19 protein-coding genes are annotated in these 26,798 nt (G+C 70.4%); 8 read left to right on the top strand and 11 right to left on the bottom strand.

Going from position 1 to position 26,798, the window contains the following annotated elements; translation table 11 throughout:
• Positions 1–323 precede the first annotated feature (323 nt).
• From ABC766_RS13420 to ABC766_RS13405, 4 genes are all read left to right on the top strand, one after another.
• The gene (locus tag ABC766_RS13420) at positions 324–1,973 is read left to right on the top strand and encodes a porin (protein WP_345822452.1); all 1,650 of its coding nucleotides are present in this window, start codon (positions 324–326) and stop codon (positions 1,971–1,973) included.
• Positions 1,974–2,967: 994 nt separating this feature from the next.
• Positions 2,968–4,614, top strand: a complete 1,647-nt coding sequence (locus tag ABC766_RS13415) for a porin (protein ID WP_345822451.1) — start codon at positions 2,968–2,970, stop codon at positions 4,612–4,614.
• 313 nt (positions 4,615–4,927) lie between these two features.
• Complete coding sequence (locus tag ABC766_RS13410) at positions 4,928–6,310, top strand: 2-hydroxycarboxylate transporter family protein (RefSeq protein ID WP_043760186.1); 1,383 nt, start codon at positions 4,928–4,930, stop codon at positions 6,308–6,310.
• 24 nt (positions 6,311–6,334) lie between these two features.
• A complete protein-coding gene (locus tag ABC766_RS13405) occupies positions 6,335–7,642 on the top strand; it encodes an MFS transporter (RefSeq protein WP_043357373.1) in 1,308 nt (435 codons plus the stop codon).
• Between the two features lie 13 nt (positions 7,643–7,655).
• Here ABC766_RS13405 and ABC766_RS13400 read toward each other — a convergent pair whose 3' ends face one another.
• Positions 7,656–8,309, bottom strand: a complete 654-nt coding sequence (locus ABC766_RS13400) for a GntR family transcriptional regulator (RefSeq protein WP_043357372.1) — start codon at positions 8,307–8,309, stop codon at positions 7,656–7,658.
• Positions 8,310–8,425: 116 nt separating this feature from the next.
• Between ABC766_RS13400 and tcuA the strand changes: the two genes are divergently transcribed.
• Both tcuA and addB read left to right on the top strand, forming a co-directional pair.
• Complete coding sequence (tcuA, locus tag ABC766_RS13395) at positions 8,426–9,922, top strand: FAD-dependent tricarballylate dehydrogenase TcuA (protein ID WP_342142346.1); 1,497 nt, start codon at positions 8,426–8,428, stop codon at positions 9,920–9,922.
• A gap of 261 nt (positions 9,923–10,183) precedes the next feature.
• Positions 10,184–13,348 (top strand): double-strand break repair protein AddB, encoded by a 3,165-nt coding sequence (addB, locus tag ABC766_RS13390; RefSeq protein ID WP_342142347.1) that lies wholly within the window; start codon positions 10,184–10,186, stop codon positions 13,346–13,348.
• Between the two features lie 176 nt (positions 13,349–13,524).
• Here the strand turns inward: addB and ABC766_RS13385 are convergent, their stop codons facing one another.
• From ABC766_RS13385 to ABC766_RS13370, 4 genes are all read right to left on the bottom strand, one after another.
• The gene (locus ABC766_RS13385) at positions 13,525–14,754 is read right to left on the bottom strand and encodes an acyl-CoA dehydrogenase (protein WP_043760194.1); all 1,230 of its coding nucleotides are present in this window, start codon (positions 14,752–14,754) and stop codon (positions 13,525–13,527) included.
• Between the two features lie 112 nt (positions 14,755–14,866).
• Positions 14,867–15,796 carry an AEC family transporter gene (locus ABC766_RS13380; protein ID WP_043760196.1) on the bottom strand — a complete coding sequence of 310 codons (930 nt, stop codon included), beginning with the start codon at positions 15,794–15,796 and terminating at the stop codon, positions 14,867–14,869.
• A 128-nt stretch (positions 15,797–15,924) separates the two neighbouring features.
• Positions 15,925–16,404 carry a hypothetical protein gene (locus ABC766_RS13375; protein ID WP_345822450.1) on the bottom strand — a complete coding sequence of 160 codons (480 nt, stop codon included), beginning with the start codon at positions 16,402–16,404 and terminating at the stop codon, positions 15,925–15,927.
• Between the two features lie 92 nt (positions 16,405–16,496).
• Positions 16,497–17,699 carry a trans-sulfuration enzyme family protein gene (locus ABC766_RS13370; RefSeq protein ID WP_345822449.1) on the bottom strand — a complete coding sequence of 401 codons (1,203 nt, stop codon included), beginning with the start codon at positions 17,697–17,699 and terminating at the stop codon, positions 16,497–16,499.
• Between the two features lie 122 nt (positions 17,700–17,821).
• On the opposite strand from ABC766_RS13370, the gene ABC766_RS13365 reads away from it, so the two are divergent.
• A complete protein-coding gene (locus tag ABC766_RS13365; protein ID WP_043760199.1) occupies positions 17,822–18,340 on the top strand; it encodes a TspO/MBR family protein in 519 nt (172 codons plus the stop codon).
• A 66-nt stretch (positions 18,341–18,406) separates the two neighbouring features.
• Here the strand turns inward: ABC766_RS13365 and ABC766_RS13360 are convergent, their stop codons facing one another.
• The 4 genes from ABC766_RS13360 to ABC766_RS13345 form a co-directional block, all read right to left on the bottom strand.
• Positions 18,407–18,934 (bottom strand): phosphate-starvation-inducible PsiE family protein, encoded by a 528-nt coding sequence (locus tag ABC766_RS13360; protein WP_345822448.1) that lies wholly within the window; start codon positions 18,932–18,934, stop codon positions 18,407–18,409.
• Positions 18,935–19,057: 123 nt separating this feature from the next.
• Complete coding sequence (locus tag ABC766_RS13355; RefSeq protein WP_043385577.1) at positions 19,058–19,615, bottom strand: DUF4337 domain-containing protein; 558 nt, start codon at positions 19,613–19,615, stop codon at positions 19,058–19,060.
• An 83-nt stretch (positions 19,616–19,698) separates the two neighbouring features.
• Positions 19,699–22,836 (bottom strand): efflux RND transporter permease subunit, encoded by a 3,138-nt coding sequence (locus ABC766_RS13350; protein ID WP_043385575.1) that lies wholly within the window; start codon positions 22,834–22,836, stop codon positions 19,699–19,701.
• Positions 22,837–22,857: 21 nt separating this feature from the next.
• Entirely contained in the window at positions 22,858–24,144 is a 1,287-nt protein-coding gene (locus ABC766_RS13345) for an efflux RND transporter periplasmic adaptor subunit (protein ID WP_043353353.1), read from the bottom strand.
• Positions 24,145–24,321: 177 nt separating this feature from the next.
• Between ABC766_RS13345 and ABC766_RS13340 the strand changes: the two genes are divergently transcribed.
• Positions 24,322–24,504: a hypothetical protein gene (locus ABC766_RS13340; protein WP_043353351.1), complete on the top strand. Its 183-nt coding sequence runs from the start codon at positions 24,322–24,324 to the stop codon at positions 24,502–24,504.
• A 128-nt stretch (positions 24,505–24,632) separates the two neighbouring features.
• On the opposite strand, the gene ABC766_RS13335 is transcribed toward ABC766_RS13340, so the two are convergent.
• Together ABC766_RS13335 and ABC766_RS13330 are read right to left on the bottom strand one after the other, a co-directional pair.
• The gene (locus ABC766_RS13335; protein ID WP_043760203.1) at positions 24,633–25,667 is read right to left on the bottom strand and encodes a glycosyl transferase; all 1,035 of its coding nucleotides are present in this window, start codon (positions 25,665–25,667) and stop codon (positions 24,633–24,635) included.
• Positions 25,664–26,758: a glycosyltransferase gene (locus ABC766_RS13330; RefSeq protein ID WP_345822447.1), complete on the bottom strand. Its 1,095-nt coding sequence runs from the start codon at positions 26,756–26,758 to the stop codon at positions 25,664–25,666. The genes ABC766_RS13335 and ABC766_RS13330 overlap by 4 nt, the downstream gene beginning before the upstream one ends.
• Positions 26,759–26,798: the final 40 nt, after the last annotated feature.

Raw genomic sequence — 26,798 nt, 5'->3', positions numbered from 1 at the left:
AGCCGGGCGGCGTCCTGCCTGTCGACGCGGCACATCGGCCTGTCAGGACAGCATTCGTGCACATTGCGCGACCCGTTGCCGACTAAATCACCCGGGGAATGTTGCGGGACCGCAACATCACTCTGGAACTGCCAAGGCGCTCACGAATCCTCGTTGCTCGCCGAAACCCGTTCGCACATGGTGATCGTGCACGGGGGCATCGCCAAGCGAGAGCCCGCAGGAGCCTGCCACCTAAGACGCGGGCCAAACCTACAGAACGTGCGGCTAGACCCGGACAACCGGGCACGTCCGCATTATTGGGTCTCGAAGCTTTGGAGATGTCTATGAAGCTCTTGAAGAGCTCATTGCTCGGGTCTGCTGCTGCGTTCGCGGCGGTAGGCGCAGCTCATGCCGCCGACCTCCCGGTCAAGAAGGCGGTTCCGATCGAGTACGTCCGCGTCTGCGGCGCCTACGGCGCCGGCTTCTTCTACATTCCCGGCACCGACACCTGCCTGCGCATCTCGGGCCGCGCCCGGTTCGAGGGCGGCTACATGACCAGCTACTCGCGCCAGGGCACCAACGGCGACACGTCGGGCTATCAGGGCCGGATGCGCATCAACCTCGATGCCCGCACCCAGACCGCCTACGGCACGCTGCGCGCCTTCGTCCGCCTCGATGCCGGTTCCCGCACGGGCTATTCCGGCGTCGGCACCTCCGGCACCCAGCAGCGCATCGCTCAGGCCTTCCCGGGCCTCGGCATCGACCAGTTCGGCCGCGCCCAGCAGTTCGTGAACGTCGACAAGGCGTTCATCCAGTTCGCCGGCATGACCGCCGGTCGCGCCTCGTCGTTCTTCGACTTCTACGCCCACGACTTCGAGTTCGCGGGTGCCACCGCCGGTTCGGACGTCGCCTCGACCAACCTGCTCGCCTACACGGCGACGATGGGTAACGGCCTGTCCGCCACGATCTCGGTCGAAGACCCGGTCTTCCGCCGCAGCCCGATCTTCTCGCAGACGAACAACCCGACCGGCGCCACGGTCAACGCAACGATCCAGAACTTCGCGCAGACGAGCGCGCCGGCCGAGGTGTTCATCGGCTACACCGGCGGTGTGCCGACCCGGTACAGCTTCGTCGATGCGATCCAGCGCTCGCGCATGCCCGACTTCGTCGGCGCCCTGCGCCTCGACCAGGCCTGGGGCTCGGCTCAGCTCTCGGCCGCCGTGCACGAGCTGAACGTCGGCAACGTGCAGAACGGCGCCGGCACCGGCACCGGCTCGAACATCAGCATCCCGCACACCAGCAACTCGTACGGCTGGGCGGTGCAGGGTGGTCTGAAGATCAACACGCCGTTCATCGCGCCGGGCGACGCCCTCTACCTGCAGGGCGCCTACGGCTCCGGTGCCCAGATGTACACCGGCTACTGCGCCTTCAGCGGCTGCTACTCGCAGAACCCGGCCACCATCCAGGGCCAGAAGTTCGCGCAGTACATGAACGACGCGACGATCAACCCATTCTCGGGACAACTTGAGCAGTCGACGAGCTTCACCGCCACGGCCTCGTACCTCCACTACTGGTCGCCGGAGTGGCGCTCGGCCTTCTTCGGGTCGTACGGTGAGATGAGCTACAGCAGTGGTGCCCGTCTGGCTCAGGGCGCGGCCTTCGCGCTCGCCAACCCGGCCGGTGCCAACTCCTTCGGCGTGAACGGCGTCGGCGTGCCGGGCACCCGGTTCTTCCAGCTCAGCGAGGCGCTGCGCGACACCTACCAGTTCGTGGCGGGTGGCAGCATCATCTGGTCGCCGGTGAAGGACCTCGATATCGGCGTCGAGGGCTTCTACACCCAGATCGGCGTCAAGAACGGCCGCGTGATCGACCGCGACAAGAGCCCGACCGCTTACGCCAACGTCGCCGGCATCAACAACGGCACCTTCGTGCCGCGGACCACGACGGCGGACAGCGTCTCCACCTTCCGCTTCCGCGTCCAGCGCGACTTCTAAGCCGCTTCACCGGCGCCGGGGCTTCGGTCTCGGCACCGGTCCCCGTGCTTCAGGAACCTCAAGGCTCGGCTTCGGCCGGGCCTTTTTCGTTGTGGTCGCCCTTTTGGACGCGCGAAGCGGCGCGTCGTCACGCGGCCTGATCGAGCTCCACAATCGCGCCTGTCGAGAAGGCGCCGAAGCAATTCGGCCGCCCTCCGGCGCCCGTCCCGGCGCACGCAGGCGCCATCTCGCTTCCCCCTTCCCCTATGCGTCGAACCGAGGCGTCGGGCCGTCCCGCCGCCTGTTCGGGGCCGGGCCACACGCCGCCCGACGCCGACGCGAAGCGTGGGGCCGGCTGCGTCGGCAATTCGCGGGACCGCGGATTCCGGGTCGAGAGAGCCGCGCCATCGGCGCACGATCCCCTCTCTCGCCGCCCCGTCCGCGAGCGAAGCCGGGACCCTGTGTCGGGATGAACCGGCCGTGCCCTGGGCCGGGTCAGGGCCTGCGATCCCTTCTCAATCCTGATCGACGGCCCGGACGAGGGCCGCTCGCACGCCGAATCGGCGCCCCGGAATCACGCCGCGCTGCAAGTCTGTAGCGGCCTTCGGCCCGGTCCGTCGCGGCTGCTCCGGCGACGCGGGGCGCCCGGAACTGGCGTTTGCAGCCGCCTCGGACGGAGGGATTTCGCGCGCCTCTGCGGTGTCTTTGGTCGATGAGATTGCCTCCATCGGGAAAAAGACGCTCGATTAGTTTGCGGAATGAACAAAGTAAAAACCCAATACGACTTCAGTATTAAAATATAAAATGTTGCTGATCTACAACAAAAATGAAACTGTTTCTCCAATGCGGGATTTCTTGTTGCCCGGATATGATCACGCGCACAGTGTTGTCGACGTATCTGCTCGGCTTGGGACGAAATCAGTGAACGGAGACCCGGATCGGACTCTGTGTTTCCCAAGGAGGAGATAATTACTCTTTCGTTGTGTCGTAAATATTGAGGGATCGGGGGGTCTCAATGAACTATTTGAAATCGGTATTGCTCGGGGCCGTGGCGGCGATCACGACGGTGGGTGTCGCAGAGGCCGCCGACCTGCCGGCCAGGACGGCGGTGCCCGTCGCGTATGTCCGCGTCTGCGGCGCATACGGCCCCGGCTTCTTCTTCATCCCCGGCACCGACACCTGCCTGCGGCTCTCGGGGCGCGCCCGTTTCGAGGGCGGCTACAGAACCAGCTACGGGCGGCAGTTCGGCACGAACCTCGGCGACACGGCCGGATTTCAGGGCCAGATGCGCATCAACCTCGATGCCCGCACCCAGACCGCCTACGGCACGCTCCGCGCCTTCGCGCGCCTCGATGCCATCGCGCGGACGGGCTACATCACGTCCGGGACTCAGCAGCGCATCGGCAACGCTTTTCCGGGCTTGGGCATCGACCAGTTCGGCCGCGACCAGCAGCACGTGAATGCCGACAAGGCGTTCATCCAGTTCGCAGGGCTGACCGCCGGGCGTGCATCCTCGTTCTTCGACTTCTACGCCCACGATTTCGAGATCTACGGTGCCACCGCTGGCTCCGACGTCGCCTCGACGAACCTGCTCGCCTACACGGCGACGTTCGGCAACGGCCTGTCCGCCACGGTCTCGGCGGAAGATCCGGTCTACCGTCGCAGCCCGATCTTCTCGCCGACCAACAATCCGGCGGGTCTCCAGAACAATGCGACGCTCGCGAACTTCGCGCAAACCAGCGCACCCGCGCCGGTGTTCATCGGCTACACCGACGGTCTACCCTCGCGGTACAGCTTCGTCGACGCGATTGAGCGCTCGCGCGTGCCCGACATCGTCGGCGCCCTGCGCCTCGACCAGGCCTGGGGCTCGGCTCAGGTCTCGGCCGCCGTCCACGAGCTGAACGTCGGCAACGTGCAGAACGGCGCGGGTATCGGCACCGGCTCCAACCTCAGCATCCCGCACACCAGCACCGCGTATGGCTGGGCGGTCCAGGGCGGCCTGAAGATCAACACCCCGTTCATCGCGCTGGGTGACGCCCTCTACCTGCAAAGTGCCTACAGCAATGGCGCGCAGATCTATGCCGGATATTCGGCCTTCGCCGGGAGCTATACGCAAGCCAGCGCAGGATATCATGGACAGAAATTCAATCAGTATTTCTCGGATGCGACGATCGACCCGTTCACCGGCCAGCTGCGGGAGTCGCGGGCCTTCTCGGCGGTCGCGTCGTTTCTGCATTACTGGACGCCGGAATGGCGCTCGGCCTTTTTCGGATCGTACGGCGAGCAGGATTTCGATCGGAGCGCCCGGCTGGGGCAGGGCGCGATCTTCGGACTGGCGAATCCGAGAGGCGCCAACAGGTTCGGCGCCAGCGCCGTCGGGTTGCCGGGGACACGGTTCTACGCGCTCAGCGAGGCCCTGCGCGACGCTTACCAGGTCGTGGCGGGCGCCAGCCTCATCTGGTCACCGGTCCGCGATCTCGATATCGGCGTCGAGGGCTTCTACACCCAGGTCGGCGTGAAAAGCGGCCGCGTGATCGACTTGGATAAGAGCCCCACCGCCTACGCCAACGTCGCCGGCATCAACGCCGGCACGTTCGTCCCGCGCACCGTGACGCAGGATTCGGTCTCGCAGGTCCGCTTCCGCGTCCAGCGCGACTTCTGATCGGCAAAGCCGGTGGCGGCGCGCTGTCCCGCCGCTTGCCGCCGTGCCCGCCGACTTCGAGGCCCGGCACCCAGCCGGGCCATTGTCATGCGCACAACGATGGAGAGTGGTCTTTAATCCCGGCTTACGGGACAGGTGGCGCCCTTTGTTCCGCGGGTCGCGTTGCCGCCCATTCTCGACGCTGATACGCCGAATGTCACTTTATCTCCGCCGACCGTGCGGGACTCGACGGACCGCGTCCCATCACGCGGCCGCGACGGCGCGGCGAAAGGCGAAACGGCCCGCAGGCGGCGAGATATCCGGGGGGGACGCCATGACCAGCACCGCTTCGACGAGCCCGATCCCATCACCGTCGAAAGGCCGTACCCGAGACGGGCGCGCGACCCGGTTCTGGCCGGACGTGTGGTGGCGCCTCATCGACCTCAAGATCGGCATCATACCGCTGCCGATCTTCGTCGTGCTGGCGATCCTCCTCACCGTTCTGGTCCAGGAGGGCGAGATCAAGCCTGACGGGCCGACCATGATCGCCGTGCTGGTGATGGGCGGCTTCACCTGCGCGGAGATCGGCAAGCGGATCCCGATCCTGAAGAACATCGGGGCCGGCGCGATCTTCGCGACCTTCATCCCCTCGGCGCTGGTCTACTACGCCCTGGTGCCGCCGCAGATGGTGAAGGCGATCACCGATTTCACCAAGTTCACCAACTTCCTCTACATCTACATCGCCACGATCATCGTCGGCTCGATCCTCGGGATGGACCGCGAGGTCCTGATCAAGGGCTTCCTCAAGATCTTCGCGCCGCTCGCCCTCGGCTCGGTGGCGGCGGCCCTGGTCGGCACGCTGGTCGGCACGCTCCTCGGCCTCGGCCCCTACAAGACGTTCTTCTTCATCGTCGTGCCGATCATGGCCGGCGGTGTCGGCGAGGGGGCGATCCCGCTCTCCATCGGCTACGCGGCGATCCTGGGCGTGCAGCAGGGCGTCGTCTTCGCCCAGGTTCTGCCGCCGGTGATGCTGGGCTCGCTCACGGCGATCATCCTGTCGGGCACGCTCAATTCCGTCGGCAAGCGCTACCCGCACCTCACCGGCGAGGGGCGGCTCCAGCCCGATTCGGACGAGATGAAATCCAGCGATGCGCAGGCCAAGTCCGAGGCCGCACGCGGTCAGATCGACCCCGCCACGATCGGCGCGGCCGGGCTCACGGCGATCACCCTCTACCTGCTCGGCGTCATGGCCCACCACCTCGTCGGCCTGCCGGCCCCCGTGGCGATGCTGTTCCTGGCCGTGTTCGCCAAGCTCGCCAGCGCGGTGTCGCCCCATCTCCAGGCGGGCGGCTTCGTGGTCTACAAGTTCGTGCAGGTCTCGATGACCTACCCGCTGCTCTTCGCCATCGGCGTGGCGATGACGCCCTGGCACGAGTTGATGGCCGCCTTCACGCTGGTGAACCTGATCACCATCGTGTCGACCGTGGCGACGCTGATGACCGTGGGCTTCGTCGTCGGGCGCTGGCTCGGGATGTACCCGATCGAGACCGCCATCGTGAACGCCTGCCACAGCGGCCAGGGCGGCACCGGCGACGTGGCGATCCTCACGGCGGCCAACCGCATGGCGCTGATGCCCTTCGCGCAGATCGCCACCCGGATCGGCGGCGCGCTGACCGTGACCGGCACCATCATCGCCATGAAGTGGATCGGTGCCTGACGGGCACCCGGAAAGGACGTCGTCATGGCCGGAGATCCCGGGGCCGTCGAGGCCACCCTCAAGTCCAGGATCGGAGCGATCCTCCGCTCGACCAGCGGCAACTTCCTGGAGATGTTCGACTTCTTCCTGTTCGGCTTCTACGCCACCTATATCGCGCGGGCGTTCTTCCCGGCGGGCAACGAGACCACCGAGCTGCTCCTGACCTTCGGCACGTTCTGGCTCGGGGCGCTGATGCGGCCGCTCGGGGCGATCGTGCTGGGCGCCTATATCGACCGGATCGGGCGCCGGAAGGGCCTGATCATCACGCTCGCGATCATGGCGAGCGGCACGGTGCTCATCGCCTTCTGCCCGAGCTACGACACGATCGGCGTCGCGGCCCCGCTGATCGTGCTCGCCGGGCGCCTGCTCCAGGGCTTCTCGGCGGGCGTCGAGATCGGCGGCGTCTCGATCTACCTGTTCGAGATCGCCACGCCCGGGCGGCGCGGCTTCTACACCTCGTTCCAGTCGGCGAGCCAGCAGGTGGCGATCATGTTCGCCGCCTTGATCGGCTACGGGCTGAACGCCTTCCTGACCAAGCAGCAGATCGGCGATTTCGGCTGGCGCATCCCGTTCCTGATCGGCTGCCTGATCGTGCCGTTCATCTTCTTCATCCGGCGCTCGCTTCAGGAGACGCAGGAATTCGCCAAGCGGACCCGCCACCCGACCACCCGCGAGATCCTCACCACGGTGGCCGCCAACTGGCGGATCGTGCTGCTCGGCATGATGCTGACCACGATGACCACGGTGACCTTCTACATGATCACCGTCTACACCCCGACCTTCGGCAGGAACGTCCTCAAGCTCACCGAGACCGACAGCCTGATCGTGACGCTGTTCGTGGCGATCACAAACTTCATCTGGCTGCCCGTGGGCGGAGCCCTGTCGGACGCGATCGGGCGCAAGCCGGTGCTGCTGACGATCTCGACCCTGTCGCTGCTGACGACCTACCCGGCGCTGCACTGGCTCGTGGCCGATCCGACCTTCGGCAAGATGCTCGCCGTCGAGCTGTGGTTCTCGTTCTTCTTCGGCGTCTACAACGGCGCGATGGTGGTCTCCCTCTCCGAGGTGGTGCCGGCCCATGTCCGCGCCAGCGGCTTCTCGCTGGCCTACAGCCTCGCCACCGCGCTGTTCGGCACGGCCACGCCGATGGTCTCCACCTTCCTGATCGAGAAGACCGGCGACCGGGCGGCGCCGAGCTACTGGCTCATGGCGGCGGCCGCCTGCGGCATCGTCGCGACGCTCGCGCTGTTCCGGGGCCGGCCGGGACTGGGGCGCGTGCCCGCCCACGCCTGAGGGCGATCGCCGCTCAGCTCTCCTGCCAGATCCGGATCCGGGCCTTGAACGCGGCCCGGATATGCGCCCGGGCCGCCGCTTCTGCGCCGTCTGCATCGTGCGCCCGGATCGCCGCCACGATGGCGGCATGTTCGGTGAGCGACTCCGCGGCGCGGTCGGGGGCCGCCAGCGTGGTGGCGCCCGGCAGCAGCACCAGGGACAGGCGCATCGTCTCCAGCGTGCTCTGCAGGAAGCGGTTGCGCGCCGCTCCGTGGATCTGCCGGTGGAACAGACGGTTGGTCCGCGCGAGCGCCGGCGCGTCCCCCAGCAGCGTCCGGTCCCGGGCGACCATCTCCTCCAGGATCTCGGTCTCGACCGCGCTCGCATGGATCGCCGCGAGGCGGGCGGCCGTCCCCTCCAGCACCTCGCGCAGATCGTAGAGTTCGCTCACCTGCCCGTAATCGAGCTGCGCCACGCTGGCGCCCCGGTGCGGTTCGTGCGCGACGAGGCCCTGCGCCTCCAGCCGGCCCAGCGCCTCGCGCACCGGCGTGCGGCTGATCTGAAACCGCTCGGCCAGCTCCGCCTCGCGCAGGCGGCTGCCGGGCGCGAGTTCGCCCTCCTCGATCGCCCGCAGCAGCCGCTCATAGGCGCCGGCGCCGCTGGAGCGCTCCGATTCGCTCGCCTTCATTCCCGGCTCTCCTCGGCTTGGCCATAGCCCGAAACCGACGCCGCCGAAACGCTTGCGGCATATTGCATGCACTCGTATACAATGATGCGAGGCCGAACGGCGAAGAGGAGGTTGGCATGCAACGCCCGGGCGACGCGCAGTGGGACGTGGTGGTGGTCGGGTCGGGAAACGCCGCCATGAGTGCCGGGCTCGCCGCCCTGGAGCGTGGAGCCTCGGTGCTGATGATCGAGAAGGCGAAGAAGGATCTCGCCGGCGGCAACACCGCCTACACGGCAGGCGCCATGCGCTTCGTCTACGCGGGCAACGACGACCTGATCCCGCTGCTGGCCGACCCCGAGGATCCGCGCCTCCCGCGCACCGATTTCGGCGCCTATACGGCGCAGACGTTCGAGAAGGACTTGCTCGGCTTCAACGACGGGCGGCCGCTGTCGCGCGAGCAGCGCATCCTGATCGACGAGAGCGGCGCGGCCCTGCGCTGGCTGGCGACGCAGGGCGTGAAGTTCGAGCCGATCTACTCTCGGCAATCCTTCGAGAAGGAGGGGCGCTTCGTGTTCTGGGGCGGCCTGACGCTCGCCACCCACGACGAGGGCTTCGGCCTCGCCCGGACCGAGCTCGAGGCCTTCACCGAGGCCGGCGGTACGATCCGCTACGGCTGCCCGGCCACCGGGCTGACCGTCGAGGACGGACGCGTCGTCGGCGTGGAGACGCCGCAGGGGGCCTTCCGCGCCAAGGCCGTGGTGCTCGCCTGCGGCGGCTTCGAGTCGAACGCCGCCCTGCGGACGCGCTTCATCGGCGAGGGCTGGGACAAGGCCCGGGTGCGCGGCACCCCGCACAACCAGGGCGACGGGCTCCAGATGGCCCTGGACCTGGGCGCGAAGGCCCACGGCTTCTACGGCGGCTGCCACGCCACGCCGATGGACCTGCACACGCCCGATTACGGCAACCTCGACCTGCCGCACGGCGAGCGGAAGCACTACCGGAAGATCTGCTACTTCCTGGGGCTGATGCTCAACGCGAACGGCGAGCGGTTCGTCGACGAGGGCAAGGATTTCCGCAACTACACCTATGCCCAGTTCGGCCGCGCGATCATGGAGCAGCCCGGCCACGTGGCCTGGCAGATCTTCGACGCCAAGGTCGATCACCTGCTCTACAGCGAGTACCGGTTCCACGACGCGCATTTCGTCGAGGCGGATACCCTGGACGGGCTCCTCGACAGGCTCGACGGCATCGACCGCGCAGCCGCGAAGAGGACCATCGCGGATTTCAACGCCGCCGTGGACGGGACCGTGCCGTTCGACCCGACCGTCAAGGACGGGCGCGGCACGAAGGGTCTCGCCCTGCCGAAGTCGAACTGGGCCCAGACGATCGAGACCGGGCCGTTCAAGGCCTACCCGGTCACCGGCGGCATCACCTTCACCTATGGCGGTGTCGAGGTCGGCGACGATGGCGGCGTGAAGCGCGAGGACGGCCGTGCGATCCCTGGCCTCTACGCCTGCGGCGAGATGGTGGGCGGCGTGTTCTTCAACGGCTATCCCGGCGGCTCGGGGCTGACCTCCGGCGTCGTGTTCGGCCGCCGCGCCGGCTACGGCGCCGCCGCGGGGGCACGGGGCTGAGAACCCTCGGCCGAGCGCGACCGGCTCCGTCTTCCGTGGGGGCTAGGGTGCTTGCCCATCGGCCCGGACCGGGCCCGACGCGCGCCCCTTTCCCGCGTGGGGGAGGGGACCCGCGCGTCCTCCGGTGCCCGCGCTGCCAGACTGAGGTGTGATTCCGGTCGCCCGCAGACGGGGGAGGGCGCGTGGGAGACCCGTCCGATCCCCGCATCTCGACACCTCGCCCCCTGTCCGAGCCGCCTCGGCGGGCGTAGAAGCCCGCCCATGCCCGCCCGACACGCCGTCTTCACCATCTCCCGCGGCGTCCCGTTCCTTCCGACGCTCGCCGAGGCGCTGCTCTCCGGCCGGCTCGTCGGGCCGGTCGCGGACGATCCGCTGGCGCTCGCCGCCGTCACGATCTACCTGCCGACCCGCCGCGCCGCCCGGGCGCTCGGCGCGATCCTGGCCGAGAGGCTTGGCCGGGACGCGCCCGGTCGGGCCACCCTGCTGCCGCGGATGATTCCCCTCGGGGAGGCCGACGAGGCGGAACTCGACCTCGCCGCCGAGCCGCTGCTGGAGGCCAACGCCGATCCCCTGAGCGCGCCGATGCCTCCGCTGGAGCGCCGGCTGATCCTCGCCCGCCTCGTCCAGGCCTGGGCCAAGACCGTCGACCGGACCCTGCTGCCGCTGGACGCCGAGGTGCCGTTCCTCGTGCCGTCCTCCCCGGCCGACGCGGTCGGCCTCGCCGGTGATCTCGAACGGCTGATGGACGCCCTCACCGTCGAGGGCCTGCCCTGGTCGGAGATCGGCGCCGCCGTCGAGGCCGAATATTCCCGCTACTTCGGCCTGACCCTGGACTTCGTGAAGATCGCCGCCGAGAACTGGCCGAAGCTTCTGTCCGAGCGGGGCCTCGCCGATCCCGTCGCCCGCGCCCGCGGCCTCGTGCTGGCCGAGGAGCGGCGTCTGTCGCGCAATGCGACGCCGGACCCCGTGATCGTCGCCGGCTCGCTCGGCTCGGTCCCAGCCACCGCCCGCCTCATCGCCGCCGTAGCGAAGCTGCCGCGGGGCGCGGTGGTGCTGCCCGGGCTCGACCTCGACCTCGACGCGGCCGGCTGGGACGGCATCGACACCGGCGAGGGCTTTTCCCGCGTCATCGCGCACGGCCACCCGCAGGCGGTGCTGCACCGGCTGCTCGGGCCTGAGAACCTCAACCTGGACCGCGCGGAGATCGTCGCCCTCGGCGCGCCCGATGCCGGCCAGGCTGCGCGGGCCGCGCTCCTGTCGCAGGCTCTGCGGCCGGCCGACACGACCGACGCCTGGGCCGCCCTCGACCCGGACGAGCGCGACACCGTCGCCCGGCGCGGCCTCGAAGGGCTGGCGCTGGCCGAGGCCGCCGACGAGCGCGAGGAGGCGCTGGTCGCCGCGTTGGCGCTGCGCGAGACCCTCCAAACCCCCGGCGCCACCGTGGCCCTCATCACGCCCGACCGGGGGCTCGCCGGCCGGGTCGCCGTCGAACTCCTGCGCTGGGGCATCGTCGCCGAGGATTCCGCCGGCCTGTCCCTGGCCGGAAGCCCGGCCGGGCGGCTCGCCCGGCTCGCCGCGGAACTCGCCGCCGATCTCGCCCGCAGCCAGGCGGACACGATCCCGGCCCGGCTGATCGCGCTGCTCTCGCACCCGATGGTCCATCTTGGTCTGCCACGCGCGGAGGTTGTCCGGGGTGCCGCGGCCCTGGAGATCGGGCTGTTGCGCGGCCCGGTTCCGGCCCCGGGTTTCGACGGCCTGCGCCATGCCCTCGCCGCCGAGCGCGCCGGACCGTCCGAGCGCCGACCCCGGGCCAAGCGCCGCCTGAAGGATATCGACTGGGACTTGGCCGCGGACCTGCTCGACCGGCTGGATCTGGTGTTCCGGGATTTCCCGGGCCCGGACGGGGCGGGGGCGTGCGACCTCGTGGCGACGGCTGCACCCCATCGGGAGGCCTGCGACCGGCTGATCGCCGGGCCGGAGGACGCCCCCGAGGAGGAGCCCGACGGATCCCTGTCCTGCCTCGACGCCCTGTTCGACGATCTGGAGATGGCCGAGCCCGACCTGATGCCGGGTCGGTTCGACGATTACGCCACCTTCTTCACGTCGCTTGCCCGGGAACGCACCGTCGCCTGCTCGGGCGAGGCGCCGCATCCGCGGCTGCGCATCCTCGGCCTGCTGGAGGCGCGCCTGCTCTCTGTCGACCGGGTGGTGCTCGGCGGGCTCGACGAGGGCGTCTGGCCGGTGCGCACGCTGACCGATTCGTTCCTCAACCGGCCGATGCGCGAGCGGGTCGGCCTCAACCCGCCCGAGCGGCGGATCGGGCAGATGGCCCACGATTTCGTGCAGGCGCTGGGCTGCCGGGACGCGGTGATCACCCGGGCCCTGAAGCGCGAAGGCGCGCCGACCGTGCCGTCGCGGCTGATCCAGCGCCTGCGCGCGCTCTCGGGCGACGCAACCTGGGAGACGGTCCTGGGCGCCGGGCGCCGGTTCAACGGCCTCGCGGCCCGGCTCGACGCCGCCCCGCCGGAGCCGCGGCTGAAGCGCCCCGCGCCCAAGCCGGACCCGGCGCTGTTTCCGCGCTCCCTCAGCGTCACCGAGATCGAGACGCTGGTGCGCGATCCCTACAGCATCTTCGCCCGCCACGTGCTCGGGCTCGACCCTCTCGATCCGCTGGCGGCGGCGCCGAGCGTCGCGACCCGCGGCTCCCTGGTGCACGAGGTTTTCGCCGAGTTCGCCCGCCGGCATCCGCAGGATCTGCCCCCGGATCCGGCAGAGCGCCTCCTGAACCTTGCGGTGAACGCCTTCGCGGAGATCGAGGCGGAGTACCCGAACCTCTACGCCGAGTGGTGGCCGCGCTACGAGCGCATGGCCGCGGCCTATCTCGACTGGGAGACGCAGCGCCGGCCCGGGCTGAGCCGGATCCACCCCGAGGTTTCCGGGCGCTGGGTGATCCCGATGGGCCGGGAGACCTTCACGCTGCGCGCCCGGGCCGACCGGATCGAGCTGCGCCCGGACGGCACCGCCTGCATCGTCGACTACAAGACCGGCACGCCGCCCTCTGCCAAGCAGATCTTCTCCGGCTTCTCGCCGCAGCTCACCCTGGAGGCCGCGATGCTCATGCACGGCGCCTTCGCGGATCTGCCGGCCGTGACGGTCACGCCGGACCTGTTCTACGTCCACGCCTCGGGCGGGCGTAAGCCCTTCGTGCCGGTGCCGGTGAAGCCGCCGAGAGGCGAGGAGCGCGCCGTCGCGGCGATCGTGGCCGAGCACGCCGAGCGGCTGCGGGGTCTGGTCGCCCGGTTCATGACCGGCGAGGCCGCCTATACGGCGCGCCCCTATCCGCAATACGCCAGCAAGTACGGTGCCTACGATCACCTCGCCCGGGTGCTGGAATGGTCGCTGGGCGGGGAGGAGGGCGGGGAGTGACGCCGTCCCATCGGGCCGAACTCATCCCGCCCGCGCCCGCATCCTGAGACGCCGGAGCGCCGCGGAGGCCTCGAAGGCGGAGTCCGCACGGCGCCGCGATCCCTGGGCTCCGCTTTCGAGGCGGTTCCGCTGCACCTCGGGATGCGGGATCGGCTGGTAGGCGCGTCCCCCGGGGCTCAGAAGAACGCCTGCAGCCCCGTCTGCGCCCGGCCCAGGATCAGGGCGTGGACGTCGTGGGTGCCCTCGTAGGTGTTCACCGTCTCGAGGTTCTGGGCATGGCGCATCACGTGGTACTCGCCCATGATGCCGTTGCCGCCGTGCATGTCCCGAGCGGTGCGGGCGATGTCCAGCGCCTTGCCGCAATTGTTGCGCTTGACCAGCGAGATCATCTCCGGCGCCATCTTGCCCTCGTCCATCAGCCGCCCGACCCGCAGCGAGGCCTGGAGGCCCAGCGCGATCTCGGTCTGCATGTCGGCGAGCTTCTTCTGGACGAGCTGGGTCTGTGCCAGGGGGCGACCGAACTGCTTGCGCTCCAGCGTGTAGGTGCGGGCGCGGTGCCAGCAATCCTCGGCGGCGCCCATCGCGCCCCAGGAGATGCCGTAGCGCGCCCGGTTGAGGCAGCCGAACGGCCCCTTCAGCCCCGAGACGTTCGGCAGCAGCGCGTCCTCGCCGACCTCGACGCCCTCCATGACGATCTCGCCGGTGGTGGAGGCCCGCAGGGACAGCTTGCCCTTGAGCGTCGGAGCCGAGAGGCCCTTCATGCCCTTCTCGAGGACGAAACCGCGGATCGCGCCCTCGTGCGCGTCGGACTTCGCCCAGACTACGAACACGTCCGCGAAGGGCGCGTTCGAGATCCACATCTTGGCGCCGGTGAGCCGGTAGCCGCCGTCGATCTTCTCGGCCTTGGTCTTCATGCCGGCCGGATCCGAGCCGGCATCGGGCTCCGTGAGGCCGAAGCAGCCGATCCATTCCCCCGAGGCGAGCTTCGGCAGGAACTTCTGGCGCTGCTCCTCCGAGCCGTAGGCGTGGATCGGGTACATCACGAGGGAGGATTGCACGCTCATCATCGAGCGGTAGCCGGAATCCACCGCCTCGACGGCGCGCGCTACCAGCCCGTAGGCGACGTAGGACGCGCCGGCGCAGCCATACTCCTCCGGCAGGGTGACGCCGAGGAGGCCCAGTTCGCCCATCTTGCGGAACAGGCCGGGATCGGTCGTCTCGTTCGCGTAGGCCTCGACGATCCCGGGCAGGAGCTGCTCCTGCGCGAAGCTCTGGGCGACGTCGCGGATCGCCCGCTCATCCTCGGTGAGCTGATCCTCCAGCAGGAAGGGATCGTCCCAGACGAAGCGGGGCGAGGCTGGGGCCGACGGGGAGGCGCTGCCCGGAGGGCGCATCGGAGCGTTCATCGAAATTCCTCGCCTGCAGGGATGCGCCGGGCCTCGCGGACCCGCGCTTGCGCCTACCCTAGACCCGGAAAACGCCCCGTCCAACGCGCGCGGTGACGCCGGGGCGCCGCCGTCACGCCCGGCCGAGGAGCATCAGCCACGCCAGGGTGGTGAGCGGCGCCAGCAGGGTCGAGACCAGCACGGAGGCCGCCACCATCCCGGTCTCGGTCTTGTAGCGCGCCGCCAGCAGGTAGGCGTTGATCCCCACCGGCATGGCGGCGAACAGGGTCGCGACGCCCGCATAGGCGGCCGGCATCGCGAAGACGTGGAAGGCCAGGATCCAGACCGCCAGCGGATGCAGGAGGTTCTTCAGGAGGGCGATGACCAGGGCGCCCTTGAGGTCGAACAGCACCCGGTAGCGCTTCAGGCCGGCTCCGAGCGCGACCAGCGCACAGGTGGAGGCGGTGCCCGCGAAGGCGTCGATGAGCGATCGGGCGATGCCGACCGGCGCGAGACCGAGCCCCTTCATCGCCATGCCGATCAGGAGCGCCACGAAGATCGGGTTGCGCAGCAGCACCAGGGCGAGCCCCCGGATCCGCGCCAGGACCGGCAGGCCGGAATCGGATTCGATCAGGAAGGTGGCGCTGCCCATCATCAGCGGCAGGTGGACGGCGAGCAGCATGAACAGCGGGAAGGCGCCCTCCTCGCCATAGGCCTGGAGGATCATCGGCACGCCGACGAACACCGTGTTCGACTGGCTCGCCGCGAAGCCGTGCAGGATGGCGCCCCGCCGCTCGATCCCGGCGCGCCGCCGGGCGATCAGCGTGCCCACGAACCACGAGATCGCGGCGCCGCCGAAATACGCGACCCAGTAGGACCACGTGACGGTCCCGCTCATGCCGGGCTTGGTCAGCGTGGCGATGATCAGGGCCGGGACGGCGACGGCGAAGACGTATTCCGACAGACCGTCGCTCACCTTGTCGGAGAGAAGGCCCGCGAGGGCTGCCGCCCAGCCGATCAGGACGATCCCGAAGATCGGGGCGATGATGGCGAGGGCGTTCACGGATCCGGGCGGCGTGCGGGAAGGCGGGGATGACCGCCCTTAGCACGCCGCCTCGGTCCTATGCCTCGGCGCCGGGAGAATGGCTCGTCGGCGCCTGCCGCGGCCGGGACGGTCTCCGGCGCGCGGGCCTATTTGTTCTCCAGCACCTTCATGGGATCCGTGCGCTGGCTCGCGGGCGGCTCCTTGGTGAGGTTGGCGGCGCCTTCGCGCTGCACCTTCACGTCCCGCGGCGAGCCCGGACCGCCCACCGCGCGGCCGCCCTCGTCGCTCTGCGTCGGCACGGTGCCGGAGGCGAGTTCCAGGCAGGTCACCATCTCGACGTAGGACGGATAGCCGCCTGCCTTGAACTGATTCTCGCACTGGCGCTTGGCGGCGGGGGTGTAGCTGCTCCAGTGCCGCTCGGCCTCCTTCCGGGCTTCGCGCTCGGAGCGGAGGCAGCCGTCGTAATTCGCCTTGTCGCTGATGGACGTGTTGGTGACCTGCGCCGACTGGCAGGTCCGCTCGACATCGAGAGTCGGGACGGCGTCGGCCCGCGCCGGGAGCGGGGCGAGCGCCAGGGTGAGCAGCGCGAGGGTGCCGGGGACCATCGCGCGGAAACGGGTCGTCATGTCGTCGGACTCGCGATCTGTGGCGGCGTGCGCCGTCGGAACTGCCGGCACAACGCGCCAGGAACCCGTTCGGCACCAACCACCCTCGACAATCACCCCCCGTGGGCGCTGCGCAGAGCCTGGTCGAGATCGCCGTACAGGTCCTCCGTGTCCTCGATGCCCGTGGACAGGCGCAGGAGATCCGGCGGGCAGGGGCTGCCCGGGCCCTCCACCGAGGCGCGGTGTTCGATGAGGCTCTCGACGCCGCCGAGGGAGGTCGCCCGCTTCCAGAGCCGCACCCGCGCCGCCGTGGCGATGGCGCCGGCCTCGCCGCCGGCCACCCGGATCGACAGCATGAAGCCGAACCCGTCCCGCATCTGACGGCGGGCGATCGCGTGCCCGGGATCGTCCGGCAGTCCCGGATAGAGGACGTGGGTCACGAGTGGGTGCCCGCTCAGGCGCTCGGCGAGCCGCAGGGCACCCGCCGATTGTGCCGCGGCCCGCAGGTGCAGGGTCCGCAGCGAGCGCATCAGCAGGTAGGCCTCGAAGGGCCCGAGGATGCCGCCGCTGCCGGCCCGGATCCCCCGGATCCGATCCCAGAACGCGTCGGCCCGCGCGCCCGCCAGCACGCCCGCCACGACGTCCGAATGGCCGTTCAGGATCTTCGTGGCCGAGTGCATCACGATGTCGGCACCGCGTTCCAGGGGACGCGTGTGCACCGGCGAGGCGGCCGTGGAATCGACGGCGAGCCGTGCCCCCGCCGCGTGGGCGATCTCGGCGGCGGCGGCGATGTCGGTGACCGTCCAGAGCGGGTTGCCGGGGGTCTCGATCCAGACGAGCCGGGTCCGGCCGGGCGCGACCGCGGCGCGCAGGGCATCCAGATCGGCCGTGTCCACGAAGGTGAGCGTCAGGCCGCGCCGGGGCGCCTCCTCGCGCAGCCAGCGCTTCAGCGCCCAGTACATGACCGTGCCGGCGACCACGTGGTCGCCGGGCTCCAGGGCGCCGAACACCGCGGTCGCCGCCGCCATCCCGGAGCCGAACAGCAGCGCGCCGGCCTCCGCACCCTCCAGCATCGCCAGGACGGATTCGGCCTCGCGCACCGTGGCGTTGTCGGGCCGCGCGTAGCTGTAGCCGGAGCTGTAGCCGTTGTCGGGATCGCGGATGAAGGTGGTCGAGACGTGCAGCGGCATGACCACCGCCCGCGTCCCGGGCTCGATCCGGCCCATGGCCTGGGCCGCCAGGGTTCGGGGCGTGAATTCCGGCGCAGCGTCGCTGCGGCTATCCGACGGAGCCTGCGGCGCGTTAGGCAGTGACATCTGGCGATTCTCGGCGGATGGAGACGGCCGCGTGCCACGGCGCGTGGGCCCCGGCAAGCCACGCCCGCAACCCGCGCCTGCAAGCCACGCCCGCAAGCCCTGCCCGGTGGAGACGAACGATCATGACGGCCGCCATACACGTCCCCCAGGGGGCGCCTCTGTCGCGCTGGCTACGGCTCGCCGCCGCGATCCTGCCGGTGGCGGCCACCGCGGTGGTCGGCTCGATGGCGACCCAGGCCGAGATCCCGGGATGGTATGCCGGCCTGAACAAGCCGGTCTTCAACCCGCCGAATTGGGTGTTCCCGGTCGCGTGGACGATCCTCTACACGATGATCGCGATCGCACTCTGGCGGCTGCTCGGCACCATGCCGCGCACCGGACCGAGCCGCACGGGCTGGTGGCTCGCCCTGGCGGCCTTCCTGGTGCAACTGGTGCTCAACGCCGCCTGGACGCCCGTCTTCTTCACCGCCCACGCGATCGGCGCGGGGCTCATTGTCGTCGCGATGCTGCTCGTGATGGTGCTCTGGACCATCCGGCTGTCCTGGCGGTTCGACCGGATCGCCGCGTGGCTCCTCGTGCCCTACGCCGCCTGGGTGGGCTTCGCGACGCTCCTCAACGCGGCGATCCTGCGGATGAACTGAGCGCGCATGCGGCCTTCGCTCCGTCATCGCGGGCGGAGCGAAGCGACCCGGACCGGGTGAGCCGCGTCAGGATTCGCCGGTGGGCTTCTCCTCGCCGGCCGGCCGCCCGTCGTCGCGGGCGCGGTGGAGCAGGAAGATCGCGAAGACCATCGTGAGGATCAGCCCCGCCAGCACGCCGAGTTCGATCATCGATGCCTGGAACAGCGCCTGCTTCTCGGGCGACCAGTCCTTGGCGTGCATGATCTCGGAGGATTGCAGCGTGATCACCAGGACGCGCCGGATCGAGGCGATCAGCCCGACGATCAGGAACGGCTCGCAGGTCAGGGTGCCCGACCGCATCGAGACCCGCACCGTGTGCAGGATCTCGATCAGCATGAGCAGGAACAGCAGCCGGTCGATCACCTCCAGGATCTGCTGGGCGCCGCCGAGCGCCCGCATGGCCTCCCAGGTGAGCCCCGCGGCATCGACCAGCGCGACAATGGCGGTGAGGGCGAGCAGGAGACCGAGCGCCGCGTAGATCGCGTGCTCGGTGTGCAGGAAGATCGCGCTGGCGAGCCGCGTCAGGCGGCCCTGGTCTTCCGAATGAGCTGACATCATTCCCCCCTGGAATGTGCCGAAACGATCAGCTTCCGGCGCGCGCGTCCAGCCCATGGACGGGCGCGGCCGATCAATCGGACGCGAGGGTGGCGTTACGCCGCTGACTCGCGGGGCGATTCCTCAGTGGAAGAACGGCAGGGCATGCGGCGCGAGATAGCCGAAGCCGAGGAGTGCGGCTCCGGCGAGACCCAGGAATCCGCCGGCGAAGACCAAGAGGGTGATGCCGGTGATGACCTCGGCCGATGCCAGCACGATGCCGATCTGGAAGGCCGCCGAGGCCAGTTCGTAATGGTGGTAACGCAGCAGCGCGAGGTCGCGCCGGCCTTCCGAAGCGCGGGCCTTGGCGGTCAGCTCCTTGCGCCCCTCGCCGGTGGCGGGCTCGGATTCCCAGCGCGTCAGGGTCTTGGCCCACTCGGCACGCTTGGCGGCGATCGCGTCCTGGTTCGGTCCCGGCGGAAGCAGGGCCAGGGCCTCGTCGGCGGTCTTCAGCACCGTGGAGCGGATGGTGCGGGCCTGAAAATAGGCCCATTGGTTTGCGGCCTCGACATTGGCCCCGATCGACTCCGTCTGGGACGCCTTGCCCAGGGTCTCGCTGAAGGCGAGGAACAGCGCCAGCACCGAGATCAGCAGCGCCACGCGCTTGTTCGACCCTTCGATCGCCCCGTGACCACCCGACATCGTTTAGCGTGTCTCCGTTGATTCGATGGGGGGAGTCACAGCCCATCGCGGCGCGGGACGCAATGCACCGCGTCGCGTGGGTCCTATTCCGCGGCGATCCGCGGCGGCAGCGGATGCCCGTCGTTGGCCGGATGGGCCGGGTCGAAGGTCGTGGCATCCTCCGGGTCGTCGCGCTCGCCCACGAAGCGGCCGAACAGGCGCTTCAGCAGGCGCGACAGGTCGTCCATCAGGACGAAGATCGCCGGCACGAAGACCAGGGACAGCACCGTCGAGACGATCAGGCCGCCGATCACCGCCACCGCCATGGGCGAGCGGAACTCGCCGCCGATCCCGTAGGCCATCGCCGACGGCACCATGCCGGCCGCCATGGCGATGGTGGTCATCACGATCGGTCGGGCGCGCTTGCGGCCCGCATCCACGATGGCGACGTTCCGGTCGACGCCGGCGCGGATCTGCTCCACGGCGAAATCCACCAGCATGATGGCGTTCTTGGTCACGACGCCCATCAGCATCAGGATGCCGATCACCACCGGCATCGAGATCGGCATGTGGCAGATCAGCAGGGCCAGGATCGCGCCGCCGATGGAGAGCGGCAGCGAGAACAGGATGGTCAGCGGCTGCAGGAAGTTGCCGAACAGCAGGATCAGCACGCCGAAGACCATCATCAGGCCGGCGCCCATGGCCAGCGCGAAGCCCTCGAACACCTCGCCCATGACTTCTGCGTCACCGGTCTGGCTGATCGTCACCCCCGGCGGCAGGTTCTTGGCCGTCGGCAGGTTCATCACCTGGGTGATCAGCTCGGCGAGCGCATCGGTGCCCTGCATGTCGCCCTCGAGGGCGACGCGCACGGCGCGGTCGTAGCGGTCGATGCCGGTCGGGCCCTGGCCGAGGCTGATATCGGCGACGGTGGCGAGCGGCACGGCGGCCCCGCCCTTGACCGGCACCTTCAGGGTCTCGAGATCGGAGAGCCGGCCGCGCAGGCGCTCGGGCAGCTGCACGCGGATCGGCACCTGCCGGTCGGTGGCGTTGAACTTGGCGAGGTTCATGCCGATGTCGCCGATCGTGCCGACCCGCACCGTCTCGGCGATGGTGTCCGTGCTGACGCCGAGGTCGGCCGCCACCGCGGGCTTCGGCCGGATCCGCACCTCGGTCCGGTCGAGCGGCGCCGTCGACATGACGTTGACGAGGTGGGGGACCCGCTGGGCCTCGCGCTGGAGCTTGGCGGCGACCTCCGCCACCACGGCCTTGTCGGGGCCGGCGATGATCAGCGCGAGATCGCGCTGGCCGCCCTCGCGCAGGGCCCAGAACCGCAGGTCCGGCTCCTCCCGCAGGATCGCCGCGACCTCGGCGTCGACCTGCTTCTGGGTCTTGTGGCGGGCGTTCTTCGGGGTGAGGTTGATGGTCAGGCTCGCGAGCCGCACCTCCTTCTTGGCCGGCAGCTGGCGGCCGCCGTCCACGAACACGCTCTTCACCTCGGGCAGCGCGCGGATCTTCTCCTCGATGCGGTCGGTGACCCGGACCGTGTCCGGGAGCCGGGCGCCCGGCGGCAGCTCGACCACGAACAGGGTGCGGGCCTGGTCCTCCGCCGGCAGGAAGCCCGCGGGCAGCAGGCCCGTGGAGGCGATCGAGGCGGCGAAGCACGCGATGCCGAGCACCAGCGTGATGAACTTGTGCCGGACCGACCAGGCGACGAGGCGGGTGTAGCCGCGCATCACGAAGCCGTCCCGCTCGTGGTCCGGCCCGTGGTCGCGCAGGAAGTAGGCGGCGAGCAGCGGCGTGATCAGCCGCGCCACGAGCAGCGACATGAACACCGCCGCCGCGATGGTCAGGCCGAACTGCTTGAAATACTGGCCGGCGATGCCGCCCATGAAGGAGACCGGCGAGAAGATCGCGATGATCGTCGCCGTGATGGCGATGACCGCCAGCCCGATCTCGTCGGCGGCCTCGAGAGACGCGCGGTAGGGCGACTTCCCCATCCGCATGTGCCGGACGATGTTCTCGATCTCCACGATCGCGTCGTCCACCAGGATGCCGGTGACCAGGGTGATCGCCAGCAGGCTCACGGCGTTGAGCGAGAAGCCGAGTGCGCTCATCACCCAGAAGGTCGGCAGCACCGAGAGCGGCAGCGCCACGGCGGCGATCAGCGTCGCCCGCCAGTCCCGCAGGAACAGCAGCACCACCACGACCGCGAGGGCTGCGCCCTCGATCAGGCCCATCATGGCCGAGTGGTAGTTGCCGATCGTGTTGACGACGCTGGTGTCGATCAGGTCGAACCGCACGTTCGGGTTCGCCGCATGGAGCGCCGCGATCTTCTTGGCGACGCCCACCGAGACGTCGGCGTCGCTGGCGCCGCTCGCCCGGGAGATCGCGAAGGCGACCACCGGCTCGCCGTTGAAGCGCGCGAAGGTGCGGGGTTCCTCGGCGGTGTCGGACAGGGTCGCCAGCTCGTCGAGGCGGACCTTGCGGTTGCCCGGCACGACGATGGAGGTCTTGGCCAGCGTCTCGAGGCTCGCCGAGGCGGCGAGCGCCCGGATCGACTGCTCCTGGCCGCCGACCTCGGCCCGGCCGCCGGCCATGTCGGCCGAGGTCAGGCGCAGCTGCCGGTTCACGTCCGCGGCGGTGATGCCCAGCGCCAGCAGCCGGTCGGGCTTCAGGGTGACGCGGATCTCCCGGGCGACGCCGCCCAGGCGCTCGACGCCGCCGACGCCCTTCACGCTCTGCAGGCCGCGGGCGACCACGTCGTCCACGAACCACGATAGGTCCTCGGGGGTCATGGCGGGCGCGGAGGCGCCGTAGACCATGATCGGCAGGCCGGCGATCTCCACGCGGGAGACGATCGGTTCGTCGATGGTGCGCGGCAGGTTCTGCCGGATCTTGGCGATGGCGTCCTTGACGTCGTTGGTCGCCCGATCCTGGTTTACCTCCAGGCGGAACTCGATCGTCGTCGTCGAGGTCCCCTCCGTGATGGTCGAGAGGATGTGCTTGACGCCCTTCACGCCGGCGACCGAATCCTCGACCCACTTGGTCACCTGGGTCTGCAATTCGGACGGGGCCGCCCCCGATTGGGTGATCGTCACCGAGACGATCGGGATGTCGATGTTGGGAAAGCGGGTGATCGGCAGCGAGCGGAAGCTCACCAGCCCGAGGATCATCAGGACCAGGAAAAGGACCACCGAGGGCAGGGGCTTGCGGATCGCCCAGGCGGAGACGTTGAGGCGCATGGCCGGATCCTTCGACTCGTCCTACCGCGGGGCCGCGTCGGCGATCGGCGTGCTGCTGGCGGCAGCCGGCACGGGGCGTACCCGGTCGCCGTCGCGCAGGAAGCTGCCGGCGCGGGCCACGACGCTCTCGCCGGCGGCGACGCCCGCGCGGATCTCCGTGAAGCCCTCGGCGGAGAGGCCCGTGGTCACGGGCCGCGCCTCGACGCGCCCGTCCTTCACCACGAGGACGCTGGCGCGGCCGTCGGCGGCGTAGAGCAGGCTGGAGACCGGCACGGCGATGCCCGTACGGCGCGCGATCTCCACGTTGCCGCGGGCGAAGGCGCCGATGCGCAGGGCCGGATCGTCGCCGAGGCGGATGCGCACCTTGCCGAGCCGCGTCGCCCGGTCGACCTCCGGATAGACCCGGCGCACCGTGCCGGCGAGGCGGCGGCCGTCGTCGAGGTCGAGGCTCGCCGGATTGCCGACCTGGAGGCGCGCCAGGGACGTCTCGGGCACCTCGCCCTCCAGCTCGATCTCGCCCCGGGCGATCAGCCGGAACAGCGGCTCGGCCGCCGCGGTGGCGGTGGCCCCGATCCGGGCGGTGCGGCGGTTGATGATCCCGGCCTCGGGGGCGCGGATATCGGTGCGGGCCCGCCGCAGGGCGATCTCGGAGCCCGCGGCGCGGGCGGTGGCGAGGTCGGCCTGGGCGGATTGCAGACCGCCCTTGGCGGCGGCGAGGCGCCCTTCCGCCCCCTGGGCCGCCGAGACGCGCTGCTCCAGCACGGCCGCGGTGGCGTTGCCGGTCTTGGCCAGCGCCTGGGCGCGTTCCAGGGATTGCCGCGCCTCGACGTTGGCGGCCTCCGCCTGGACGATCTGGCTCCGGGCCTGGACGATGGCCGCCTCGGCCCGGGCGATCGCCGCGGCGTTGGAGGCCTCCTGCGTGGCGATCATCTCCAGCGACAGCTTGGCGAGGACCTGCCCCTTGGTGACGCGGTCGCCCTCCTCGACGAGCAGGTCGGTGATGCGCAGGCCCTCGACTTCGGGGGATACGAGGATCTCGTCCCGGGGGACCAGCGTGCCGGTGACGACGGCCCGCTCGACGATCTCGCGGCTCTCGGCCGGCACGACGGTCACCGCCGGGGCGATGGCGGCCGCGTCGGGAACGGCGGCAGTCTCGACGGCCCGGGCCGGCGCCGCGGCGAGGATCGCGAGCCCGCACAGGAGACTGAGGCGGGACGCGCGCCAACGGACATACTTCACGACGGGGGCCTCACAATCGGCGCTCGATTGATCTTGTCTCTCCCTCGCCGGGCAGGTCGGCGTTTTCATGGCGAGTCATCCTGGATGCGGATGAGAATAGCGCCATTGCGCGATGCCGTCGCCGGGCCTCGCGCCGCAGGGGATTGGCGCCGACGAACCGCGGCTGTTGCGTTCGGTCCCCCTGCAACCGGCGACGAACGGCGACGTTAATACCGTGAAGGTCTTTTCGCGACCGGGGAGGGATCGATGAGCATTTTCCAGATTAGGCAGACAAAGAGCGGCGCCGTGCTCTGGACCGGGGCGGCCGATGACGAGCAGACGGCCCTCGACGCGATGGCGCGCGAGGCGGGATATCGTGACTTCTCTTCGCTGCCGGACGCGATCCGCGCCGACGGGATCGAGGCCGCGAAGCTCGATCTGATCTCCTGAGCCCAACCTAAAACACGTCCGCCGGAGCGAGCTTCGCTTTGGCGGCGGTGCGTTTGGAGACGGAGTTCGCTCTCCCGCCTCGCTGCGCCCGCAAGGACGCCCGCCCCGGACCGTCGCGGGCCGATCATTCAGACGTGCCGCACCAACGCCTCGATCGCCGCTGCGCAGCCCCGGACCGCATCCGGATCGTGCAGGGCGCCGATCACCGCCGGGTCGAGGGCGAGGCCGTCCCGGATCAGGCCCGGCCAGGCCGAGGCCGGGGGCCAGCCCGGATGGACGATCGCGGCGCCGAGCCGCGCCAGCGCCTCCGCCTTCTCGGTCTGCTCGCCGTAGGCCCGCTCCTCCGGCAGGCAGAGGAAGCGCTTCGCCTGCGCGGCGGCGAGCGCGACCACACCGTCGCCGCCGCCGCCAACCAGCAGCGCCGCCTGCGCCACCCGCGCCTCGACGTCGGGGACCCAGCCGTGCAGGTGCAGGTTGTCCGGCATCTCGCCGCTGCCCGAGACCGGCCCGAGGACGTGCCAGGGCCGGTCGGGCACCGCCCGCGCCGCCGCGGCGAGATCCGCGAGGCTGCCCCCCGTGCCGCCGCGGCCGAACACCACCACGATGTCCCGGCTGCCCTCGGTGAGCCCTTGGGCCGGAGCGCCGAGGAAGCCCGCATACAGCGTCTTGGCCCGGACCCAGTCCGGGACGGACGACCCGTCGAGCGCGGCGGGGAAGGGCGCCAGCAGTCGCGTGGCGCTGCGGAAGGCTTCGAGGTGTGGCCGGTCGGTCCGCGTTCCGGCAAGCCGCACCACCAGGGTCGGCACCGACAGCAGGCGCGCCAGGAGCGCGACCTCCACCGAGACGTCGACCACGAGCAGGGCCGGGTCCGTTCGCTCCGCCCAGGCGGCGATGCGTGCCATCCGGGCGCGGATGCCGGGATGGTTCAGAGGGGCGTAGTGGAGCGCCTGCGGCCGCTCGGCCTCGCCGTCCCGGCCGTCGAAGGCCGCGGCGCCGAGGGGGCGATCATCGGGCAGATCGACGACGTCGAGGCCGGCGGTGTCGAAGCCGGCGAGCGTACCGAGGATCGTGCAGGGTCGAGGCAGGGCCCCCGCGACGGCCCAGGCGCGCTGGAGATGGCCGGCGCCCTGGTGGTGGACGTACCAGCCGATGCCGCGGGTCACGCGGCGGCCTTCAGGGAAAGGGCGAGGGCGTCGAGATCCGCGACCGCTTGATCCAGGGCACATTCCCGCGCCGGCGCGCTGCGGGATTCGAGGATGCGGTCGGCCCGCTCCACGAAGGCGATGTCGTTGGGGCAGGCGCCGACGGAGTCGAGATCCTCCGGGGCGAGCCCGAGCCGCCCGCAGGCTGCGACGCGGGCCTCGGGGTCCAGATGGAAGGCCCGGCGCAGCGCCGCCCGGCGCAGGATCAGCGCCTGCCAATGGGCGGCCTCCGGCAGCAGGTAGGCCTCTCCGTGAAGGACACGGGCGCGGCGCAGCATCTCGGTGGCCATGCCCCCCGAGACCCGCCCCTGATGGCGGGACGAGACCAGCACATGCACCTCCGGGCAGTGGCGCAGGCGCGCCCCGTTGGCGCGCAGGAGCCCGACGAGGGCATTGTCCTCGCCGCAGGGCAGCGCCGGCAGTCCCCCGACCGCCCGGTACAGGACGGCCGGAACGGCGAGGCTCGCCCCGGTATGGTCGCCGTGGCGGGGGGCGGGATCGTGCGGCGGCGGGTCCAGGAGATCCTCCAGGCGGCGGACACCGGACCAGTAGCGCTCGATGCGTGCGTGCAGAGCCACGAGGTCGGGATCGGCGGTGCCGTCCTCGTCGATCACGAGCCGGCCGCCGACGACGTCCGCGGCCTCCAACGCGCGCAGGTTCGCCGTCACCCAGTCGGCGGGCAGGCGGGCATCCGCGTCGGTGGTGAGGAGGATTCCGTCCGGCTGTCCGTCGGCCTCCAGCCAGTCGGCCCCGGCCTCCAGCGCCATGCGCCGGGCCGTGCCGACATGGGCCTCAGCGCCGGCCAGCTCGACGTCGGTCAGGCGGAGGGCGAGGGTCGCGAGAATGCCGGAGGCTTCGACGTCCCGCACCGCCTGGACGGTCCCGTCCGTGCAGTTGTTGGTGAGAACCACAACCCTGAGGGGCGCCCGTGCCGAGACGCCCTCCTGCGCGGCCAGGGAGGCGAGCAGGCGGGGCAGGCGCTCGGCCTCGTTCCGGGCGGGAATGCAGACGACGCAGGGCAGGGGGGCCGGATGGTCGGCGTCCGTGGTCATGTCAGGTCTCCCGTGGCACCGTCATGCGCCGCGGAGGTCG

The sequence above is a fragment of the Methylobacterium fujisawaense genome (assembly GCF_039619325.1).
GTDB classification, from domain to species: domain Bacteria; phylum Pseudomonadota; class Alphaproteobacteria; order Rhizobiales; family Beijerinckiaceae; genus Methylobacterium; species Methylobacterium fujisawaense.
The sequence above is the reverse complement of the archived record's forward strand: the minus strand, read 5'-3'. Positions and strand labels throughout refer to the sequence as shown.

Coding starts and splice junctions, on each gene's coding strand:
- ABC766_RS13385 (WP_043760194.1), bottom strand. CDS start 14,754: ATGAACGCTCCGATGCGCCCTCCGGGCAGCGCCTCCCCGTCGGCCCCA.
- ABC766_RS13420 (WP_345822452.1), top strand. CDS start 324: ATGAAGCTCTTGAAGAGCTCATTGCTCGGGTCTGCTGCTGCGTTCGCG.
- ABC766_RS13340 (WP_043353351.1), top strand. CDS start 24,322: ATGAGCATTTTCCAGATTAGGCAGACAAAGAGCGGCGCCGTGCTCTGG.
- addB (WP_342142347.1), top strand. CDS start 10,184: ATGCCCGCCCGACACGCCGTCTTCACCATCTCCCGCGGCGTCCCGTTC.
- ABC766_RS13400 (WP_043357372.1), bottom strand. CDS start 8,309: ATGAAGGCGAGCGAATCGGAGCGCTCCAGCGGCGCCGGCGCCTATGAG.
- ABC766_RS13345 (WP_043353353.1), bottom strand. CDS start 24,144: ATGAAAACGCCGACCTGCCCGGCGAGGGAGAGACAAGATCAATCGAGC.
- ABC766_RS13355 (WP_043385577.1), bottom strand. CDS start 19,615: ATGTCGGGTGGTCACGGGGCGATCGAAGGGTCGAACAAGCGCGTGGCG.
- ABC766_RS13350 (WP_043385575.1), bottom strand. CDS start 22,836: ATGCGCCTCAACGTCTCCGCCTGGGCGATCCGCAAGCCCCTGCCCTCG.
- ABC766_RS13405 (WP_043357373.1), top strand. CDS start 6,335: ATGGCCGGAGATCCCGGGGCCGTCGAGGCCACCCTCAAGTCCAGGATC.
- ABC766_RS13415 (WP_345822451.1), top strand. CDS start 2,968: ATGAACTATTTGAAATCGGTATTGCTCGGGGCCGTGGCGGCGATCACG.
- tcuA (WP_342142346.1), top strand. CDS start 8,426: ATGCAACGCCCGGGCGACGCGCAGTGGGACGTGGTGGTGGTCGGGTCG.
- ABC766_RS13410 (WP_043760186.1), top strand. CDS start 4,928: ATGACCAGCACCGCTTCGACGAGCCCGATCCCATCACCGTCGAAAGGC.
- ABC766_RS13360 (WP_345822448.1), bottom strand. CDS start 18,934: ATGTCAGCTCATTCGGAAGACCAGGGCCGCCTGACGCGGCTCGCCAGC.
- ABC766_RS13370 (WP_345822449.1), bottom strand. CDS start 17,699: ATGTCACTGCCTAACGCGCCGCAGGCTCCGTCGGATAGCCGCAGCGAC.
- ABC766_RS13365 (WP_043760199.1), top strand. CDS start 17,822: ATGACGGCCGCCATACACGTCCCCCAGGGGGCGCCTCTGTCGCGCTGG.
- ABC766_RS13330 (WP_345822447.1), bottom strand. CDS start 26,758: ATGACCACGGACGCCGACCATCCGGCCCCCCTGCCCTGCGTCGTCTGC.
- ABC766_RS13375 (WP_345822450.1), bottom strand. CDS start 16,404: ATGACGACCCGTTTCCGCGCGATGGTCCCCGGCACCCTCGCGCTGCTC.